Origin of the sequence: Paenibacillus tyrphae (genome assembly GCF_000722545.1) — a bacterium.
GTDB classification, from domain to species: domain Bacteria; phylum Bacillota; class Bacilli; order Paenibacillales; family NBRC-103111; genus Paenibacillus_G; species Paenibacillus_G tyrfis.
In genome coordinates this window covers 101,875-122,618 of sequence record NZ_JNVM01000015.1, presented here as the reverse complement: position 1 = coordinate 122,618, position 20,744 = coordinate 101,875, and the positions used below count along the sequence as shown (strand labels likewise).

17 protein-coding genes are annotated in these 20,744 nt (G+C 56.4%); 13 read left to right on the top strand and 4 right to left on the bottom strand.

Going from position 1 to position 20,744, the window contains the following annotated elements:
- The first annotated feature begins 17 nt into the window (after positions 1 to 17).
- The 6 genes from ET33_RS18670 to ET33_RS18645 are packed head-to-tail and all read left to right on the top strand — an operon-like array spanning position 18 to position 9,027.
- The gene (locus tag ET33_RS18670; protein ID WP_036684999.1) at positions 18 to 2,411 is read left to right on the top strand and encodes a hypothetical protein; all 2,394 of its coding nucleotides are present in this window, start codon (positions 18 to 20) and stop codon (positions 2,409 to 2,411) included.
- 9 nt (positions 2,412 to 2,420) lie between these two features.
- Entirely contained in the window at positions 2,421 to 2,963 is a 543-nt protein-coding gene (locus ET33_RS18665; RefSeq protein ID WP_036685237.1) for a GNAT family N-acetyltransferase, read from the top strand.
- A 21-nt stretch (positions 2,964 to 2,984) separates the two neighbouring features.
- Positions 2,985 to 4,283: a vWA domain-containing protein gene (locus ET33_RS18660; protein ID WP_036684996.1), complete on the top strand. Its 1,299-nt coding sequence runs from the start codon at positions 2,985 to 2,987 to the stop codon at positions 4,281 to 4,283.
- A 17-nt stretch (positions 4,284 to 4,300) separates the two neighbouring features.
- Positions 4,301 to 4,939, top strand: a complete 639-nt coding sequence (locus ET33_RS18655; protein WP_327204063.1) for a hypothetical protein — start codon at positions 4,301 to 4,303, stop codon at positions 4,937 to 4,939.
- A gap of 15 nt (positions 4,940 to 4,954) precedes the next feature.
- On the top strand, positions 4,955 to 6,220 hold the full coding sequence (locus ET33_RS18650) for a TRAFAC clade GTPase domain-containing protein (RefSeq protein ID WP_036684994.1): 1,266 nt from the start codon (positions 4,955 to 4,957) through the stop codon (positions 6,218 to 6,220).
- On the top strand, positions 6,217 to 9,027 hold the full coding sequence (locus ET33_RS18645; protein ID WP_036684993.1) for a GAP1-N2 domain-containing protein: 2,811 nt from the start codon (positions 6,217 to 6,219) through the stop codon (positions 9,025 to 9,027). The genes ET33_RS18650 and ET33_RS18645 overlap by 4 nt, the downstream gene beginning before the upstream one ends.
- Positions 9,028 to 9,097: 70 nt before the next feature.
- On the opposite strand, the gene ET33_RS18640 is transcribed toward ET33_RS18645, so the two are convergent.
- Entirely contained in the window at positions 9,098 to 10,597 is a 1,500-nt protein-coding gene (locus ET33_RS18640) for an oligosaccharide flippase family protein (protein WP_051775431.1), read from the bottom strand.
- A 78-nt stretch (positions 10,598 to 10,675) separates the two neighbouring features.
- The gene (locus ET33_RS18635) at positions 10,676 to 11,788 is read right to left on the bottom strand and encodes an amidase domain-containing protein (RefSeq protein WP_036684992.1); all 1,113 of its coding nucleotides are present in this window, start codon (positions 11,786 to 11,788) and stop codon (positions 10,676 to 10,678) included.
- A 261-nt stretch (positions 11,789 to 12,049) separates the two neighbouring features.
- On the opposite strand from ET33_RS18635, the gene ET33_RS18630 reads away from it, so the two are divergent.
- Positions 12,050 to 12,277: a hypothetical protein gene (locus tag ET33_RS18630; protein ID WP_036684990.1), complete on the top strand. Its 228-nt coding sequence runs from the start codon at positions 12,050 to 12,052 to the stop codon at positions 12,275 to 12,277.
- A 16-nt stretch (positions 12,278 to 12,293) separates the two neighbouring features.
- Here the strand turns inward: ET33_RS18630 and ET33_RS18625 are convergent, their stop codons facing one another.
- On the bottom strand, positions 12,294 to 13,100 hold the full coding sequence (locus ET33_RS18625) for an AraC family transcriptional regulator (RefSeq protein WP_036684988.1): 807 nt from the start codon (positions 13,098 to 13,100) through the stop codon (positions 12,294 to 12,296).
- A gap of 137 nt (positions 13,101 to 13,237) precedes the next feature.
- Between ET33_RS18625 and ET33_RS18620 the strand changes: the two genes are divergently transcribed.
- The gene (locus ET33_RS18620; RefSeq protein ID WP_036684986.1) at positions 13,238 to 14,011 is read left to right on the top strand and encodes a sugar phosphate isomerase/epimerase family protein; all 774 of its coding nucleotides are present in this window, start codon (positions 13,238 to 13,240) and stop codon (positions 14,009 to 14,011) included.
- A 29-nt stretch (positions 14,012 to 14,040) separates the two neighbouring features.
- Positions 14,041 to 15,060 (top strand): Gfo/Idh/MocA family protein, encoded by a 1,020-nt coding sequence (locus ET33_RS18615; protein WP_036684985.1) that lies wholly within the window; start codon positions 14,041 to 14,043, stop codon positions 15,058 to 15,060.
- Between the two features lie 64 nt (positions 15,061 to 15,124).
- Here ET33_RS18615 and ET33_RS18610 read toward each other — a convergent pair whose 3' ends face one another.
- Complete coding sequence (locus ET33_RS18610; RefSeq protein ID WP_036684983.1) at positions 15,125 to 15,610, bottom strand: CcdC family protein; 486 nt, start codon at positions 15,608 to 15,610, stop codon at positions 15,125 to 15,127.
- A 253-nt stretch (positions 15,611 to 15,863) separates the two neighbouring features.
- On the opposite strand from ET33_RS18610, the gene ET33_RS18605 reads away from it, so the two are divergent.
- From ET33_RS18605 to ET33_RS18590, 4 genes are all read left to right on the top strand, one after another.
- The gene (locus ET33_RS18605; protein WP_036684982.1) at positions 15,864 to 16,919 is read left to right on the top strand and encodes a BMP family lipoprotein; all 1,056 of its coding nucleotides are present in this window, start codon (positions 15,864 to 15,866) and stop codon (positions 16,917 to 16,919) included.
- A 91-nt stretch (positions 16,920 to 17,010) separates the two neighbouring features.
- Entirely contained in the window at positions 17,011 to 18,549 is a 1,539-nt protein-coding gene (locus ET33_RS18600) for an ABC transporter ATP-binding protein (protein WP_036684980.1), read from the top strand.
- The gene (locus tag ET33_RS18595) at positions 18,542 to 19,618 is read left to right on the top strand and encodes an ABC transporter permease (protein WP_036684977.1); all 1,077 of its coding nucleotides are present in this window, start codon (positions 18,542 to 18,544) and stop codon (positions 19,616 to 19,618) included. Before ET33_RS18600 ends, ET33_RS18595 begins: the two co-directional genes overlap by 8 nt.
- Entirely contained in the window at positions 19,619 to 20,581 is a 963-nt protein-coding gene (locus ET33_RS18590; protein WP_036684975.1) for an ABC transporter permease, read from the top strand.
- Positions 20,582 to 20,744: the final 163 nt, after the last annotated feature.

Genomic DNA, 20,744 nt, shown 5'->3' with positions numbered 1-20,744 from the left:
GATGGGAGGTCAGGATCATGCGGGAGAAATTGATGCAATTCGCGAGCGCATACGCCGCGGAAACAGACAGCATGGGAACGGGCGGGGATGAGCTTCGCAGCATCAACCATCCCCTCGTGTTCCTGTTTGTCGGCGACCGGTCGGCAGAGGCGCTGGAACAGGTGTACGACCTGAACCGGAAGAAGTGGAACAATAGCGCCGGGGTCGTTTATTTACATATCGGCACGGAGGACGGCGCACAGGAAGCCGCCGCACGGGACAACGTCTACAGCTGCCGTCTCGGCGGAGGCAGCGGAGACAAGAAAACGCAGCGCGGCGAAGGATATAGACAGTTTTACCGGGACGAGGCGAAGCTGCTTGAATTGAACGTCCTCCTGCGGCAGATGAACAGCCGCATCTCGGAGTTCGGAAGGCTGTACGCCTCGCTGCAGCGGGTCAATATCGCCGTGGTCACGCGGGTGGACGATCCGCTCAACGCGCTCGTGCCCGAGCTGACGGTGCTGATGAAATCGATCTTCGACGAGAGCTTCCGCTCCGTGGTCGTCGACTTGTACGGACTGCTGCAGGAACAGCAGCCGGGCGACGATTTCGCATATGCGGCATCGCTCGGCGTCGGCTTTATGCGCGAGCTGGACGACGTCCAGCGGCGGGAGTTCCGCTTGGCCGCGGAGCTGCAGGTGACGGGCGACGGCATCCGGCTGCCGGTCGAGCACCGGGACGCGGCCTTGTTCGATACGGTGTATATGATCGGAGACAAGGACGAGCGCGGGCTATTTGCGGCCGGCGGGATGCAGCGGTGCTACGAAATCGTGTGCCATTTGAACCTGCTTAAGAACCGCAAAGCCGCTGACGAGGTCGATCCGAGGCACGGCGCTTACAACCACCAGCAGTTCAAGCAAAACATGATGCCGCCGGGCGAAGCGGGCGGCATTTACGCCTCCGCCGGGTTCGCCAAGGTGACGCGGCCTAATCAGGCGATCGCCTTGACGGTGCTGTATCATCTGTACCGGGGGATGCTGCAGAGGATGCGCGATAACGCAGTTATCCATCCGACGGAGCTGCTGGAGCTGGCCGAGCTGGACCCGAGGAAGGCGGAGGCGAGCGTCCGGGCCGCAGCAGGCGAACGGGCGAATCCGGTCGACGCCATGTACGGCTTGCTCTATGAGAACGTGCCGCATCACGAGCTGCGGACGATGCCTCTGCGGCAGGCGGAGGCGGCTTTGTTCGGGGCGAACGCCCGGACCTTCTTCGAGACGAATGCCGTCCGGGTCATGGAAGCGGCGCTTGAGGCGCGGGACGGGGCCGGAAGGCTTGAACAAACGCTGCAGCGCAAAGCGGTCGATCATCCGTCGTACGGGTGCTACTGCATGTACTTGTGGACCTCAGAGCAGGAACGCGGAGCGGAGACGCCCAGTCTCGTCGCGATGGTCCGGGAGTGGCGCAAGGAGGCTGAGCGGCAGCTCGAAGACGGCAAGCTGGACCTCGAAGCGCTGTACGAGGAGCGGGTGGAAGATCAGCGGTATGCCAAAGGCTCGCTGCTCGGATTTCTTTCGCCCAAGAGCCAGGTCAAGCCGCTGGCCCGGGGAATGCTCGAGCAAATCTACGGGTTGAGATACGAGCTGCTGCTGCTGGAGCTGACCATTCGTGAGCTTCGGAGCTACGAGCGGAAGCTGGAAGAGATCCACGACCGGTTGAAGCGGTATGTCCAGCGGCTCCACGACATCGAAGCGGCACTGCTCGACGCGAGCCGCCGCAGCATTTCGGAGACGAACGACGAACTGGGCCGCAACATTAACGAATACTACGGCCATGTCGTCGAAGTGATCGCCGCCGAAACGGAAAACCGCCAAGGGCCGCAGTTTTATTTTGACGAACGGTGGGTCGGGAACGTGACCGCGCTGCTTGCGCAAAGCGACGAAGCGCTGATCGACAAGCTGATTGCGGCGGCGAAGCGAGAATGGTTCGTTCATCCGCTGTTCCATCAGCCGTTCGAGCAGGAACTGCTGGCGCGGGCGAACGTGGCGGTCAGCTACGACAACCGCGAGGTGCTGACGAAGGAAGAGCTGTACCGCGATCTGTACGTGACGCTCGAGAGCGAGGCGGCGATCCGGCTGGACGTCTACAATTATACGCACAAGCATCGGTACGAGGAAAAATATTTTTTCGGCGATTTTCAAAGCGAATTGATTCAATATGCGTACAGCGTCGATCACGGCAGCCGCACCTACAAGCTCGGCTGCATCCATGAGAAGAAGCAAAGCGGCGTCGAGAAGCTGAATCTGATGGGCGGATTCCGCATGGCAGACCTAATGTATTATCGGAACGGCAGGCGGTACTACGATACGTATGTGCGCAGCGGATATGAGTTCCACGGACGTGAGATGCCGGAAGAACCGGCGGCGGAAGGGTGAATGGAACGCATGAACGATAAGAACTCAAACATTTATATTCGTGCTTACGAACCTTCGGATGCGGAGGCGCTACTTGCTTTGCATCTGAATAACCGGGAGTTTTTCCAACTGTATAACCCCGCTCGCGACGAATCTTTTTTTACGCTGGAGACCCAGCTCGCGGGCATCGACAAAGGAAACGACGCGCGAAGCCAGGACAAACGATACCCTTTCGGTATTTTCCTGAAGGAGACGGGCGAGCTGATCGGGGAAATTTCGCTGTTTGAAGTGATACGCGGCCCGCTGCAAAAATGCTTGCTGGGCTACTCCTTGGATCAGCGGCATAACGGAAAAGGCTACATGTCCGAGGCGGTACGGTTGGTCGTGGAGTTTGCGTTTAACGAGGCCGGCTTGCACCGGATCGAAGCGGGCGTGATGCCCCGTAACGGGGGCTCCATACGCGTTTTGGAGAAGGCGGGCTTCCGCTCGGAAGGCTTGGCGCGCAAAAACGTGAAAATCAACGGGGTTTGGGAAGATCATCAAATGTTTTCGCTTTTGGACGAGGACGTTTGAAGTAGAAAGTGAGGAAGGCCGATGAAACGTCGGAAATGGAATCCGCTGCTGACCGGACTCAGCATTGTGGGTGGCTTTCTAGGATTTATTGCAGGGGAAATGATGCTCAGCCGGTGGGAAGGAACGCTGCACGAAACCGTGCTGATGGGGCTGTATTTCGGGGTGTTTGCCCTGATCGTCGGGCTGTGCTGTCTGCTGGCGGAGATCCTGTCGCCGCAATTGAACGGAAGAAACTGGCGTCTCCGCTATGCCTCCGACGGATGGAAGCTGCTCGTTCCCGGCACGCTTCTTCTTCTTTTTGCGGCGGGGGCGCTGTTTCAGTGGGCCTATGGGCTGTATTTTGATTCTGCGAAATCGGGCCGGCCGCAAGATTACGTGCTCATTTTGGATACGTCCGAGAGCATGAAGCAGAACGACCCGAACAAGCAGAGCTTGCAGGCGGTCAAGTCGCTGATCGGGCAGATGGACAGCAACAAGCGGGTCGGCGTGCTGACGTTCAACGATACGGTGACATGGGTGCAGAAGCTGACGCAGCTCAGCAGCGAATCCGTCAAAAGCCAAGTGCTGGCACAAATCGATGCGATTCCCGCCCCGACCGGGGGAACCGATATCGCGCAGGCGCTTACCCAGGCGATCGATCATATGCAGAAGGAAGCGCACCGCAAAGGAGCCGTCATTCTCATCTCGGACGGCTACAGCGATGTAGATGTTGCCGGAGTCGTACAGCCTTATAATCTAGAAAATATTACCATACACACGATCGGGATGAAGCAGCCGAACGAGGAAGGGAGCCAGCTGTTGCAGCGGATCGCCGAAGCGACAGGCGGAACGTTCCAAGAGGTGAAGCAGGCCGAGCTGGTGACGGACGCATTCCGCAACATCTATGTGAAAGACCATCATTTCCATCTCATGAACGAACGGCAGGGACAGATGCACGGCAGCGGTTGGCATGCGGCGCTGCGGGTCGTGCTGATTCTGTTCATCGGCGTGCTGCTCGGGCTGTCGCTCGGCATCGTGTTCGACAACCGCTTCCTGGCACGCAGCTTCGTTCTTGGCGGCGCGGTAGCCGGCCTGCTCGCAGGTCTGACGCTGGAATACGGGTTGCCTGCGGAGCATCCGAGCATCGTCCGCGCTATAGCGGACCTTATTCTAGCCGTCGTGCTGTCGCTGTCCACCTTGCTGTTCGCCGTTCATGAAAGCACCGGCGCGAACACCGGTCTTCGCCGCGGCAGACCGCGCGAGCTGTATGCCGGTGCGGATGGCGAGAGCAGCCGCTATGGCGGAAGAGACGGCAGCCGGACCGGCAAGCGGTTCCGGTAACGACGGGAGGCTGGCAGATGATGCAATGGAGCGAACCTGACGAGCGGTACCGGATTACGAAGGCGGCCTCCGAGGTCAGGGAAGGCGAATGCCTTCTGACCTGGCATTGGCCGAAGGAAATCAATTACGTCTACATCGACAGCTTCGAAGACGGGGGCGACCAGCCCCCGGACGGGTTGGATCCGAAGCGGCTCAAGCTGTTTACCCGCGAGGAATACAAGGCGAAAGCCGGCTACCGCGCCCGCGTCGACTTTACAGGGCCGCATTTTTATCGGATCTATCCCTGCGTGATGCTGGAAGGACGGCTGACCCCGCTGCTGCAGCAGGACGGAGATAATCTGGTCCGCGTCAGCGGAGGCCGGGCGAAAATCCGCTACGGCATCAAATACGGCGGCGGCTGGTTCAGCAAATATAAAACCGTGCAGATCCGGCTGTTCTGCGAAATTCCGGTCCCCCGGGAAGCCCTGTGCTACGTGAAAAAAGAAGGAGCGGCCCCGCGAAATAAGGAAGACGGGACCTTTTATCCGTTCATGAACGATTTTCCGCCGGGGCGCACGGAGCTACCGCCCATCGAGGTTGGAAAAAACGACCATATCCGGTTGTTTTTTACCGACGGACCGATCTATGGCGAGCGGTTTGAACTCATTCCGGACTAAAGGAGGGACCTGGGCATGTTGGGGTTTTTCAAGCAATTTTTCGAAAAAAAGCCTGTGGAAAAAGAACGTCCGCCTTATTACAGCATCGTTTGTCCGTACTGCTTCCATAAATTCGAGCCGGACGAGGTCGTGTTCCGCGCCGCGCATACGAAGGAGAACGACGACGAATTCACGCTGCAGGAAGACGAGCGGCTGAACGCATGGCGGCGCAAGTTCAATCTGTCGCAGCAGGACATGGAGGCGGTGATCGAGCCGCACACGATTCCGGAAGAGAACCACGTCTATTCGGAAAACGTGCTGGTGGCGGTCATCGACCGTTACGGCGTGGCGACTCGGCGGCGGCTTTGTCCGAGCTGTCACAACGAGCTGCCGATTTCGGCCGGCAAAACGCCGAGCAACATCATTTCCATCGTCGGGGCGTCGCAGGTCGGCAAATCGGTCTATATGACGTCGCTCATCCATACGCTGCAATCCTCGACGGCTTCGAATTTTGACGCGGCCTGCATGCCGCTCAGCGCCGAAATCAGCCGGAAGTTCCGGCAAAATTATTTGGAGCCGATCTTCGACCGCGGCATGATGCTGGAGTCGACGAACCCGAACGAGCAGCAGGAGCCGTTTATTTTCCAGTTCGTGTTCAAGGATGACCAGCGCGCGCCGCTCACGCTCGTCTTCTTCGATGTTGCGGGCGAGGGCATGGTGGAACGCGATTATCTGGAAATCTATGCGTCGCATATTAAAAATTCGTCGGGCATTTTGTTTCTCGTCGATCCGCTGCAAATCCGCACGATCCGCGACAAAATCCGCCTGAACGTCGGCCAGGAGGAAGGCGAGTTCGCGAGCCGCTATGACGAGCCGCGCGAGGTCGTCATCAGCTTGTTCGAAAACTTCATTGCCCATCAGCAGGGCAGCAAGACGAAAATTCCGACGGCGATCGTTCTGACGAAGAGCGATATGCTGCAATATTTGAAAGAGGAAGACAGCGAATATATTCAGTCCAACAGCAACGTGTTCCGCAACGTCATTCACAAAGGCTATTTGGACCAGACCGAGTTTGAGAACATTAACGGCGAAATCCGCCGTTTTATCGAGAAGGTGGACCGGCCGTTCAAGGATGCGGTCGACGTGTATTTTCAGAATACCGCCTACTTTGCCGTATCCGCGCTCGGTTCGAACCCGGTGAACCGGCAGGTGACCGGTGTCATTAGCCCGACCCGGGTGGACGAGCCGTTCATCTGGCTGCTTCACCAGCTCGACTACATCGACAGGAGAGATGCGCCGTGAGCCGGGATCGAAACATTCAGCAGCACTATTTTACCCGGGACCGGGAAGGAATTTTCCGTACGAACGAAGGGTTCGATACGGTAGCGAAATCCGCCGGGCTCGATAACGGTTTTATTAAAGCGGCGCTGCATCCGTACTGCGTGTACAAGGCGCCGCAGGAGCTGCTCGCACGTGGGGAAGCGGACGAGGGCCGGTATCCGGAAGCGTTCGGCGTCTTCCATGCCGACAGCGGGGAGCTTGTGATCGGACGCACCGTTTACGTCAGCGCCGACTTTACCGGACAGCGGAGCGCTTTTTTCACGCACCATTACGTTGTGCCGAAGGCGCGTCTGGATGACTTCGTACGCAAACCGGAACGTTTGTTTGCTATTCGGGGCTTCCGAGACAGCTACGATATTCAGGACGGGAAGACGATTCCGGAGCTGGACGAGCTGGATTACGACGCCGTGGCCAAAGCGGAGAACCCGGATCGGCTGCTCGGCAGACTGAAGCTGGACCGCACCCGGTTTCTGCAGCTGCTTTACGCTGTAATGTCGTCGCTCACGAACAAGAAGAAAGTGTACGTCGCGCTGGATGCGGACGTATCGGCCGGGAGCGCGGAAGCGAAACGGCTGATGCAGCTGGTCTACCGCTGCCTGCCGTATGCGATGCGCCGGCAGCTCGGATTCGTCACGTACCAGAGCGAACCGGAAGGCAAGCAGCACTACCATGTCATGTTCGTGGAAAAAGGCAGCATCCGGCTGCCTGACCGTCAGCTTGAAAAAGATTATTTGTTCGATCTGCCGAACGAGCGGATCCATGGCGTGGACTTGTCCGGCACCGAGCATTCGTATCTGGAATACCTCTGGGAGCACCGGGGAGATACGGCAGGCCTGGAACGGTTCTACGACTTTTGCGAGGAAGCGCTGCAGGACGTTGGCCCTCCCGCTGCGCTCGCCGTTCCGACCTATTCCCAACTGAGCGAGCTGTTCCGGATTGAGCAGGGACAGGACGGCTTATACGAGCAGAATCGGGCGGGCACCGTGAAATGCATTCTTCAGTACCTGACCGCGGAAACCGCAGGACGGAAAAAACGGCTGAACGATCTGCTCGGCAAGCTGATCCGCAAGGAATTGATGGATGGGGACAGCGTGCCTACCGCGGAATTCGTTACGCCGCTGCTGGACTATTACGCTTTTGCCGACGAGGGAACGAAGACGCTGCTGATTGCCAGCTTTGCGCTATATATCCGGCGAGCGGTGTCTGCGGCTTCCGGCGATATCCGCGCGGCGGTTCCGCTGATCGATCCGCTGCGGAAGCAGAATGCGGTCTTTCTCTCCGTTCTGAAGCAGCTGCATGAGCAGCATCCCCAGACGGCGGAGCAGTATGCAGCCTATCGCATCACGGCGAGCGGATCGATCAAGGAGTTTTTGGAAGAAATCAAGTTTTGGCTGGTCTCCGCGGATGATTTGCTGCTGCAGCACTTCTTCCGCAACGAATTATTGAAAAAAGTGAAGAAGCTGCTCAAGGCGGAGAAATCAAGACGGATGGAAGTGGCCAAAAATACATACATCTACTTCGACCGTTTGCCGGAGCGCGAAGGAAAGCCGCAGTTCGAGGACTTCTGCATGCAGATCAAGCTGGAAATCCAGCTCGAAATGCTGGAAGACCTGACCCCGGCCGAACTGAGCTACGAAGACCTGATGCAGCTTGAGTTTATGCTGGACCCGCCGCAGCCGGAGCTTTTGCACAACCTGAACAGCGGCGGACGCATGACGCTGGACCTGCTAACCGCCGTGTACCGGGTGCTGACGCTCGAGCGGCGCAAGCCGTCCGATGTCGTAGAAACCATCGAGCGGCTTGGTCCGCTGGACTTGGAGCGGGCCCAGGAGCTGCTGAAGAAGACGCTCGGCGATAAGGTAGGACCGGAGACGTTCGGCAAAATCGCTTACGCCTTCAGCCGTCCGGATGCGGGAGTCCGGGGCGGGGGCGGATACGAAGCCAGTTATGACTTTGACCGGATGCTTGAGTACGTCGCCGCTCAGACCCGGGGGACGGATACGATCTACGAGTTTATGCTGTGGAGCGCGGGAGATTCCCGGTTTTCCGGCGGCTCGGGGATCGACGTTCACTACCGCGCTGCGCTGACGCGCTATTTTGACCGGCACGATTCCAAGGCGTTCAAGAACAAGCCGATCAAGGAACTGCTGCTTAGCGTTCCGAACGAAGCGTTCGCCGCGGTGTTTAAAGAAATCAAGCTGAAGCAGGATCCGGGCATCGTCCAGTTTGTGCTGCGGCGTAAAAGAAAACTGTTTCGGCTAGGCCTTCTCGTGCTTCCGCTGCTGCTCATCATTATTCTGTTGTCCACGTTCTGGACGCCGATGATGGGGGCGATTCTTCGCCCGGCGCCTACGCTCACGGTCGAGACGCTGCCGGAAAAAACGGCCCAGCCGGTTGTTACTGTGAAGGCAAGCGCGACGGACGGCGGCTATGATCCGAGCCCGAGCATTTTCGTAAACGGGCAGCGGGTCGGCACCGGTCAGGTATCGGCGCCCGTCGTCCTGATGATCGGCGAGAATACGATCGAGATCAAGGCGGAGAACAAATACGGCAAGGCCAGCGAGCCGGTCGTCAAAAAGGTCACGCTCGACCTTCCGATGCAAGGCCCGACGCTTCCGGCGAGCGGCACATCCAAAGCCGGCGGTGGAACGCCTAGCGGCGGCGCTTCCGGCGCTCAGACATCCACCGAAGCGGTCGCCGGCCCGAAGTATACGCCGGCAAACGCCAAGGGGAAGCCGGATACGCAAACCAATTCCGGCGGACGCTAAATCAAAGCAGCCTGAATCCTTTCACGACCGAAAGGGTTCAGGCTGTCCGTCGTTTCCGGCGCTGCGCCCGCTACTTTTGACGCGTCAGCGCGACGAGCGCAACATAACCGGCGGAGCAAGCGAACGTCAAAAGCATGAGCGTTAGCTGTAGAGGCATTCCGGAGAAGCCCGCGGCGGGCAGCAGCCGGCCTCCCCAAAGCGTGACGACGGTGGTTAGCAGCAGCAGGACGACGGCGTTCATGACAAGCGTCCTTCCGGAGAAGGACAGCCGCAGATCGCGGCGGATCACGTTAAGATTCCACAGCACCGGAATCGTTTCCAGCAGCAGCACGCCCGCCGCGATCCCGGTATAGCCCCATCCGGGAATTCCGGTCAATACGTAAAGCGCCGTTATGGAGCAGGCAATGCCGGCAAGAATACCGCGCATCGGCTCTTTCTTCAGGCCGGCGGCCCATAGAACGCTTGTCGTCACTTCCCGCAGTCCCGCAAGCAGCGGACAGAGCGAAAGCAAGCGAATCGCTGTCGCAAGGTTCTCTTGGTCGAACAGCAGGCGCGCCAGTTCTTCGGCGAAGGTAAACAGAAAGAACGACGCGCTGATTCCCCATAGTATAGTGAGGTTAAGAGCCTTGCCGATTCTCCGGAAGGCGCGGTCGAACTGCCGAGCCTGCCAATTGGCGGCGATTTTCGGGGACAGCGTATGGGTGAGTGAAAACGTGATCAGGGTCGGGATATAGACGATCGTCATCGCCATGCCCGTCATTTCGCCGAATATGGCAAGTGCTTGTCCCGGCGAAAGTCCGGAGGCCTGGAGCTGCATAGGAACGATGGACGCTTCCAGGAAATCCGACAAAGGAATGATCAGCCGGGTAGTTGTCAAGGCAAGCGCCGTATGCGCGAACAAGCGGAGATTGTGCTCTGGCATTGCTTGACCTGAGACGGCACTCGCAGAAGAAGGCTGTGAATGGCGAAATAGCATCACAAGCAGGAAAGCCAAGGCGCAAACGCCCCCCGTCGATGCGCCCATCGCAACCGTGCCCAAGGCTTGCGCCATGCTGAGGCTCGTGCCGATCGAGAGGAGCAGCAGGATGGTCCCGACCCGGACCGATTGCTCGACGAGTTCGGAGACGGCGATAGCCCCGAACGCTTCCGAGCCTTGAAGGTACCCGCGAAGCAGGCTTAGCAGCGGAACGATCCAGAGCGCCGGTAAGAACATGCGAATCGCCAGCTCCAGCTTCTCGGTGCCGAGCCAAAGCGCAATTTCGTTCGTGAGCAGGAAGAATCCTGTGCATAGCAGCGTACATACCGCGATATAGAGTACGGACATGTTGCGGTAAATTCGCCAGCCGTTTCCTGCATTTTTGGCGGTGGACAAGGTCAGCGCCATAGGCATGCCACCGGTGAGCAAGGTCAGGACGAGGCCGTAAAACGAGTAGGCAATCTGATACAAGCCTACTCCTTCCGGACCCAAATAACGAAATAACGGAATGCGGAGGAGCAGCCCGAGCAATTTCACAATTAACATTGCGCTTGTCCGAAGCGCCATCTGTTTGAATATCGGGGGCAGAATCATCCGCATCACCACCTCGGCCGGACGGAAAAGTGTTGTCCACTCTCATCTTATGTCCGAGGCAGCGGCCGTATGATTTCTCTAATCGGCGATATGAATCAATACAAAATGGGTGTAATTTTCCCAGCCCAGATCAAAGGGAACGTGGTAACGGTCTGTCGTGTGGCAGTTGATCAAGGGCAGTCCCCGCTCATCTTTGCCCACGACGACGGCAAAATGGTCCACATCGTTGTTATACATGTAAGCAATCAGGTCGCCCGGCTGCAGTTTAGACAAGTTGTTGGGCGCCGAAGGGTTCCGCATGATCTGGTTGAAGGTGCCGCTGGCGACTACTTTCCCGTAACCGGAATAAAGGAGGAACGACTTTAAAGCGTCGGTGCTAACCCATGCCCGGCTCCCGTTGCCGCCGCTGTACCTCCACGTAGGCGTCATCGGCAGTCCTCCGCCTTCGGTCGGATCTCCGAGGACTTGAGAAACGAAGTTCGTACAGTCGCCGCCTATGCCGGTATAATCGCGGTATTTCGGATTGTACCGGTTATCGTTCCCGGATCCCCAAGCCGCACCGGCGTACTTATTGGCATACGCCACGGCTTTCTCGCGATTGTATCGCCGCTTTTGCGGCGACTTAAACACCGTTTCGGACTTCAGGCTTTCGGTTTCCGGTTCCGGATTTGATGCGACGGAAGACTGGTGAAGCCAGGCATCGTCCGAATCGATATCGAGCGGGTCGAGATACCATTCTTTAAGCACCCGCAGCTGCCCGTTTTCTCTTTTCAAGGTAAGAACGTGCCGTGTTCCGAGCCCGAACTCGGCCGGCGTTCCGTTCCCTTGGGCATACGAATAAGTGACCTTCATCCTGTGCACAAGCGATACTTTGACCAGCGAATCCGTGGGCCTGATACGAAAGATCTTCAGCGTCCCTTCGGCGGCATGGACAACGATGTCTCTTTTGCTGGCCCAGGCTTGAAAATAAGCCTTCCGTTTTTTTTCAAGGTACAGAGCTTGCTGGCTTGTTGGCACCTTTTCGAAATAAAAGGTATCGATCGGCGCGTCCCGGATTAGAAATTCCGATCGAGCCCGGTATAATTCCGTAAGAAAATGGCGTACCTCCTCGGTTTCCGACGAAGGCTCGGCGCTGGCTTGAAACGGGCCCAACATCAGCGATAAGACAATGATCCAAGCGATACGGCGCATGCCGTTCCCTCCATCCCATCACACATTCAATCCCGCATTAGTATGAGAAAAATCGGGGAAAACATACTTCCTTTTACTCGGCTTGCCGATTTCCGGGAACCAGCGCTTGCGAAACGATCGCGAGAAAACACATTGCGAACGGAATTTTAAGAAAGGTTAAGAAATTTGTTGACAAATTGTAATATTATTTTAAGCTTATTTTAATGATCGTAATTTATCCTATTAGCAACTAGTAAAATATGATGTAGGGACGGTGTGAGGATGAAAGTTTTTGTAACCATTCAAAACAAAGAGATCCCCGTTTTCGCCGACAACTTGAATAAAAAAACATTGAAGCTCCTCAAACTGGCGCTGGATAAAAAGGTAGAAAGCGGAAGGCGGACATTGAAAAAATGTCTTCAAACGTTAATCAGTATCGAAGTGATCGGTTGCGAGGCCATTTTGCATTCGTTTAACGAAAAAGATTCGTTGGCTTTGTCTCTCTACTAAAACAGAGAGACTTTTTTTATTCCCGGCGTTCGCCGCTTCGGTAGGCGCCCGGGGAAATGCCGAACTTGTCCTTGAATACCCGGTGAAAATACGAATATCCACCGAACCCGCAGCTTTCGGCAATTTGTTCGAGCGTCATGGCGGTATATTTCATCCGTTCCAAAGCGGCGGCCAGCCGGATTTCGAGCGCGTATTCGAGCATCGTCTTGCCATAGCATTCCTTGAACAGATGAACCGCCCGGGATACGCTGAGCCCTGCCTGACGGGCGGCATCTTCTACTTTGAATGTCGAAGTGGCGTGCTCCTCCACGAACCGTTTCATCCGAAGCGCCGTAAAGGACCGGCCATAGGAGGGGGCGCTTTCCGTCGCGGCGCGCTCGAGCGACAGGCAAAGGGCTTGCAGCAAGCAGCCGATGAGCTCGCCGGTCTGTTTGTCCGCCGGGCGCTGCTTTTCAATAATCAAGTGCCGCCACAGCGCTAGCAGCTGCTCTCCCGGATCGATTCGCGAGAGCGTCGGTTTGTCTCCGCGTTTCCACCATTGGTCCATCCAATGGCCTCCGCAGATCAAGTAGTAATCCCCGCTGGAAATCGATCTACTCTTGGACGTTGTTTCGTATTCGTCTACGAATAGCTCGTAGGTTATTCCCGGATTCAGCAGCAGCAGATCCCCTTGTCCGAGCCGGTGTGTTTTGCCGTCGATCACCGCCTCGCTGGCCCCTTCCGTTTGCAACCGGAACAAATAGAGCGGCAGCCCGGTTTTATAATGGGTATGAAACCGTTGCGCATGATACGAATACCCGCATGTGAACACTTCCGCTTCCATGGCCGTCTCTCCGATTCGCAAAAATTAATAGCAAAATTGTTGATGTTACGATTATATCGTTTATGTTCATTTTAGGCTATTCTCGTGTATGATGAGAGCAAATAAGCAAGCTATTCCTAAATCAGGGAGTGTTCACGATGAGAAGAATGAGCATCGGGCTTCAGCTTTACACATTGCGGGATGAAACCGCCGCCGATTTCCGCGGCACGTTGAGGAAAGTGGCGGAGCTTGGCTACGAGGGCGTCGAATTTGCCGGATACGGCGGTTTGGCGAAGGAAGAGCTGAGAGATTTGCTTCAGGAGCTGGGACTTCAAGCGATTGGCAGCCATGTGGGCTTGCAGCAGCTGCGGGACGATCTGCAGGGCCAAATCGATTATTTAAAAACGATCGGCGGACAATATTTGATTTGTCCTTATGTGGCCGAAGAAGAACGCCGTACCGAAGAGGATTGGAAATCATTGTTTGCCTTCCTGCAAGAAGCGGGAACGGAAGTGCGCAAGCAGGGGCTTATTTTCGCCTATCACAACCATGCTTTCGAATTCGAGATGAACGTCGGCAGCTCTTATGTGTTCGATGCGATGTACGAAACGACTTCTCCCGAAGCGGTACAAGTCGAAATGGACGTCTGCTGGGTGCAGTTCGCCGGGCAGGACCCGCTTGCCTATATTCCGAAATACGCCGGCCGGCTGCCGCTGCTGCACTTGAAAGATTTCGGCAAAGACGACAATGGACAGATGAAAACGCTTGAGCTCGGCTTGGGGGTCGTTGACCTGCCTAAGGTCATCGCCGCCGCGTCCGAAGCAGGAGTAGAGTGGCTCGTCGTAGAGCAGGACGTATGCCAGAAGCCTCCGCTGCAAAGCGTGGCGAACAGCTTGCAATGGGTGAAAACGAACTATTTGCAAACGATTTAATTTAACAAACCGAAGGAGCCTTGAAATCCATGAGCAAATTGAGAGTGGCTGTGATCGGCTGCGGCGCGATTTCCAAACACCGTCATATTCCCGAGTACGCCGCCAATCCCCATGTGGAACTGGTCGCTTTTTGCGATCCGGTTAAGGAGAGGGCCGAGCATTACGCCGAACAATACGGGGCAAAAGCTTACACCGATTATGAAACGCTGCTGCGCGAGGTAAAACCCGATGCGGTGAGCGTCTGCACCCCGAATGCCCTGCATGCTCCGGTATCGATTGCCGCAGCGAAGGCCAGAGCGCATGTGCTGGTCGAAAAGCCGATGGCTGCGACGGAAGAAGAAGCGCTGGCGATGATCGAAGCGGCGAAGGAGAACGGGGTTTATTTGATGGTCGGCCATAACCAGCGGCTGATGCCTCACCATATAAAGGCCAAGCAGATTTTGAGCGCGGGCGCTCTCGGCAAAGTACTGACGTTCCGCACCTCGTTCGGACACCCGGGACCGGAAAGCTGGAGCGTCGACGGCCGGGATAGCTGGTTTTTCCGCAAGGATGAAGCGATTATGGGCGCCATGGGCGATCTGGGCGTACACAAATCCGACCTGATCCGCTGGCTGCTCGATGACGAAGTGGCGGATGTCGCCGGCTTTATCGGCACGCTCGACAAAGCGGGAACGGACGTGGACGATAACGCAGCCTGCTTGCTTCGCATGAAGAGCGGCATAATCGGTACGCTTGTCGCAAGCTGGACCTATTACCAAGGCGGGGACAACAGCACGGTGCTCTGGTGCGAGAACGGCATCATGAAAATCGATACGCATCCGGACGATCAAATTATCGTGGAGCTCCGCAACGGTTCGATCGAGCGGCATAAGGTGGGCGCCATTGCGACCAACGAGAAGCAGACGGTCAGCGGCGTGATCGATGCTTTCGTGGAATCGATCGTGACGAAAACCCCGCCTAGCATTTCCGGGGAAGAAGGCATGCGTTCGCTGAAGGTGATTTTGGCGGCGTTCGAATCGCAGGCCACAGGCCAGGTCATCAGGCTGTAAAAACGAAACAAGGCAGTTCTTCGCATTCGAAGGACTGCCTTTTCTCATGGACCCCGTTGCCCTGTTAAGCGGCTGCCTGCCGCAGCTTGCGGTACTGAAGAAGCATGGCAGCCCGCCAAGGAACGATCATTCCGAAAGCCAGAAGGAAGAAGAGCGCTCCTGTCTGCGGAATCGATATATATTGCTCGATGTAGCTGTGCAGCGCAAGGCGCAGGACGAGAAGACCGAGCAGCACGAACATAAACGATTTGGACTGGTTAACGTACACTTCGCCACCGCGAAGCTCCAGCTTGGAGCTGCGGATAAGCGGGTAAGAGAACAATAACAGCCCCGCGGCCAAGGCAAGCAGCGCCCACAGCGCAGGGATCCGGAAAGTTGGTACGACAAACATGAGAAAGCCGGTGCTCATGCCGATTGGCGGCATGACGATTTTCGCCGGGGTAACCGGTTTGCGGCTTGCCCGCGAACGAACGAATATCGCAAGCAGCGCCATTGCCGCCATGCCGATGCCCGATACCGCCTGCAAATGAAGCGCGCCGAAATGGATCATAGAACGCATCCCTCCTAATACTCGTCGCTATTTTTCATTATATCACTGCGGGCATAGGGTTATCTACAATCGGTAAGTAACTTCTCCTATGAGAAAATGTGACTTCAGGCGCAGAAATGTAACAAAATTCGCGTTTTTTTTGAAATTTTGTTCAGAAACATATGGACGATGGTTAAATAAACCCTTTATAATGGAGATTGCGACAGAACTTATTTTAACGCTTACATACAGATACATGGAAGGGGTAAACAAAATGAAAACATGGTTCAAATCGACGGCGGGCCTTATGCTCGCGGCTACGCTCGTCCTGAGCGGATGCGGTACGAAGCCGGCGCCGCAAGATGCGGCTGGCAGCTCCAAACCTGCGGAGAGCTCTGCGGGAGCCAGTAAAAAAGGGGAAAAATTTAACATCGGTATGGTTACCGACATCGGCGGCGTAAACGACAAGTCGTTTAACCAAAGCGCATGGGAAGGCCTGAACGAGGTCAAGAAAGAAACCGGCGCCAACGTGAAATACCTGCAAAGCAAAAGCGACGCGGACTTTATTCCTAACCTCAATCAATACGTGAAAGACAATTACAATCTGACCTGGGGGATCGGGTTCCTGATGGGCGACGCCATCAAGACGGTTGCGGCACAAAACCCGAAATCGAACTTTGCGATTATCGATAACGTCGTGGAAGGGCCGAACGTCGAATCCGTAACATTCGCGGAGCAAGAGGGAGCGTATCTGACAGGTGTCGTAGCCGGTCTGATGACCAAAACGAACAAAATCGGCTTCGTCGGCGGTCTCAAGATTCCGGTCATCGAGCGCTTCGAAGTCGGCTTCAAGGCTGGCGTCGCTGCGGTCAACCCGAATGCGAAAGTTACGATCAACTACACGGGTGCATTCGACAAGCCTGACCTTGGAAAAGCGGCGGCGGCCACGATCTATAACGACGGCGCGGATATCATTTTCCATGCGGCGGGCGCAACGGGCAACGGCGTGTTCAACGAAGCGAAAGACCGTGTGAAAGCAGGCAAAAAAGTATGGGTCATCGGCGTGGATAAAGACCAATCGCTTGAATTCGGTGACGATGTGACACTGACCTCGATGGTGAAGCGCGTCGACCAAGCGGTGAAACGCGTTTCCTTGGATGTGATCGACGGCAAATTCCAAGGCGGCAAAAACGTTGTTCTCGGTCTCAAAGACAACGGCGTAGGCTTGCCGGACACTTCCAAGAAGAACGTACCGGCCGACGTGTTGAAGAAAGTGGATGAATACAAAGAGAAGATTGTTAAAGGCGAAATCAAGGTTCCGGAAAAATAAATTTCCAATTCGACAAGGCTGGTGACCCACCGGCCTTGTCGTTTGATTTGCACCTTAAACTTACTTGTACATTTTGCGGGGAGGGAAGCTCATGAGTTCACCCGACATGATGGTCGAGCTGCGAGGGATTACGAAGCGTTTTCCCGGCATTACGGCCAACGACTCCATCAGCTTGAAGCTGCGCAAGGGAGAGATCCATGCGCTGCTGGGCGAGAACGGAGCAGGCAAATCGACGCTGATGAACATTTTGTTCGGTCTGTACCAGCCGGATGAGGGCGAGATCTGGGTAAAAGGCAGCAAAGCCGCCATCGACAGCCCGACGAAGGCGATCGAACTGGGGATCGGCATGGTGCATCAGCACTTCAAGCTCGTACAGCCGTTCACCGTGACGGAAAACATTATTCTCGGCAGCGAGCCCCGGAAGGGCGCTTCCATCAACTATAAAGATGCGAACGAGAAGGTTAGAAACATCTCGGAGCAGTATGGCCTCAAAGTTGATCCGAAAGCAAAAATAGAAGATATTTCTGTTGGTATGCAGCAGCGCGTCGAGATTTTGAAAACGCTGTATCGCGGAGCGGACATCCTGATTTTCGACGAACCGACCGCCGTGCTCACGCCGCAAGAAATTCAAGAGTTGATGGATATTTTGCGCCGGCTCGCCGCCGAAGGGAAATCCATCATTCTGATCACGCATAAGCTGAAGGAAATTATGGCGATTGCCGATACCTGCACGATTATCCGGCGCGGCAAAGTGATCGATTCGGTGAAGATTGCCGAAACGAATCCGCAGCAGCTCGCCGAGAAGATGGTCGGGCGCAGCGTTTCGTTCAAGGTCAATAAGACCAAGGCTTCGCCGGGAGCTCCGGTGCTGCAAATCCGCGGCCTGTCGGTCAAGGATAACCGGAACCTTCCCGCGTTGAACAGCCTTTCGCTTGAGGTACGGGCCGGAGAGATTCTCGGGCTCGCGGGTGTGGACGGCAACGGGCAAAGCGAGCTGATCGAGGCGCTGACGGGGCTGCGTTCCGTGGACGGCGGGGAGATTATGCTGAAGGACAAACCGCTGACCAACCGGTCCCCGCGGTTCGTCTCCGAGGCTGGCGTATCGCATATTCCGGAGGATCGGCATAAACACGGACTCGTGCTGGACTTCTCGATGAGCGAGAATATGGTATTGGAGACATATTACCAGCCGAAGTATAACCGCGGCGGCTTTTTGAACGGCGAGGCGATTGAGACTCAGGCGCAGCGGCTGATCAGCGAGTTCGACGTGCGTACGCCAAGCATCCATACGAAGGCGCGCGCGCTGTCCGGCGGGAACCAGCAGAAGGCGATCATCGCTCGCGAGCTGGACAAAGATCCCGAGCTGCTGATCGCGGCGCAGCCGACACGGGGACTGGACGTCGGCGCCATCGAATTCGTGCACCGCAAGCTGATCGAAGCCAGAGACCACGGGAAAGCCGTGCTGCTGATCTCGTTCGAGCTTGATGAGATTCGGAACGTATCCGACCGGATTGCGGTCATTCACAGCGGGCAGATTGTCGGCGAGGTGGACCCCGAAACGACGAATGAGGAAGAATTGGGAATGCTGATGGCCGGCGGACATGGACATGGAGGGACCGACCATGGATAAATTGATTAAAATCGTGACGAAAGACTCGGCGTTGGTCCCGCTTGTCGCGATCTTGATGGGACTGCTCTTCGGAGCGCTGGTGATGCTGGCCGGCGGCTACAATCCGCTGACCGCCTATGGCGCGCTGGTGGGCAAAGTATTCGGGGACCCTTACGATTTCGGCGAGACGGTCCGCGAGATAACCCCGCTTATTTTGACGGGACTGTCCGTCGCTTTTGCCTTCCGGACCGGGTTGTTCAACATCGGCGGGGAAGGGCAGTTCATGATGGGGATGACCACGGCCTCCGTCATCGGGATCAAGCTGCAGATGCCGTGGTTTATCCACGCGCCGCTCGCCGTTGTAGCCGGTGCGCTGGTCGGCGGGCTGTGGGGCGCGATTGCCGGATATTTGAAGGCGAAGCGCGGCGTGAACGAAGTTATCACAACGATTATGCTGAACTGGATTGCGTTGTTTTTGTCCAACTATGTGGTCAATCAATTTCTGCTGCAGCCGGGACAGCAGCGTTCGTACCCGACGCAGGATTCGGCCTCGCTCTCGTTCGGCTGGCTGTCCGAAATGATGGGCAACGCCCGGATGCACTGGGGCACGTTCATTGCCTTGGCGGCAGCGACGGTATTCTACGTGCTGCTGTGGAAGACGAAGCAAGGCTATGAGCTGCGCGCCGTCGGACATAACCCGCACGCCGCCCGCTATGCGGGAATGAACGTGAACCGCAATATCGTCAAGTCGATGTTTATCAGCGGTATTTTTGCCGGACTGGCCGGTGTCGTCGATGTGCTGGGCGTGTTCCATTACCAAACGGTGATGGCCGCTTCGCCGGGCTACGGCTTCGACGGGGTCGCGGTGGCGCTGCTGGGCGGCAATACTCCACTTGGCGTCGTGCTGGCCGCTGTGTTGTTCGGCTCGCTAACGTACGGGTCCGCCGGGATGAGCTTCGCCGCGGACGTTCCGCCGGAAATCATCCGCGTCGTCATCGGCTCGGTCATTTTCTTCGTAGCCACTCACGGTATCGTGCGCTGGGTACTGCTCCCGATATACGCCAAACGTAAAAAAGAGGAGGCGGCTTAGATGGATGCATTGAATATCTTCGGCGAACTGATCAACACCACGCTGGTGTTTTCCACTGCGCTGATCTTTGCCGCCTTAGGCGGTATTTTCTCGGAGCGGTCGGGCATCGTCAACATCGGCCTGGAAGGGCTGATGGTAGCCGGAGCATTCGCCGCCGCCATTGCCACGCATTTCGCCGAGAAGGCGGGGATGGATGGAGCGGCGCCTTGGATTGGTCTAGTCGCCGCCATTATATTCGGGGTCGCCTTCTCCCTGATTCATGCCGTGGCGACGGTCACGTTTAATGCGAACCAAGTCGTCAGCGGCGTGGTCATCAACTTCTTGGCGGCTGGGCTGACGGTATATCTGGTCAAAATTCTTTTCGAAGGGTCGGGGCAAACGGAAACGCTGAATGCGGTATTTACCAAAGTGGCGATTCCGGGACTGTCTTCCATCCCGCTGATCGGCGAGGCCTTCTTTAAAGCTTATCCTACGACGTATCTGGCGCTCATTCTGGTTGCCGTGACCTACTACGTCATCTATAAAACGCCGTTCGGCTTGCGTTTGCGATCGGTAGGGGAACATCCGAGCGCGGCCGATACGATGGGCATCCGCGTCTCGCGTTACCGGTATATCGGCGTCATGATCAGCGGAGCGCTTGCCGGACTTGGCGGGGCGACGATTACGCTGACGACGACGAGCAGCTTTTCGCATAATACGATTTCCGGTCAAGGCTTTATCGCCCTTGCGGCGATGATCTTCGGCAAATGGCACCCGGTCGGCGTGTTGGGCGCTGCGCTCTTCTTCGGCTTTGCTCAAGCGCTTCGCAACTTCGTGCAGCTGTTCGATTTTGCCAAGAGCATTCCGATGGAGTTTCTCTTCATGCTGCCTTACGTGCTGACGATTCTGGTGCTTGCCGGCGCCGTAGGCCGGGCAGTGCCGCCCGCTTCGCTTGGCGAGCCTTATGAAACCGGAAAACGATAATCCTTTGGCGAACAAGGACGCAACGTTCCGAAACGGAGCGTTCGCGCCCTTGTTCTTTTTTGTAAAAAACGGGAGGAGAAACTACTTTTCCATAGAATGTTAACTAAAAGGACATGGTACTCCGCAATGGTCCTCTCGATGATCGATAATTTCTGATAACTGT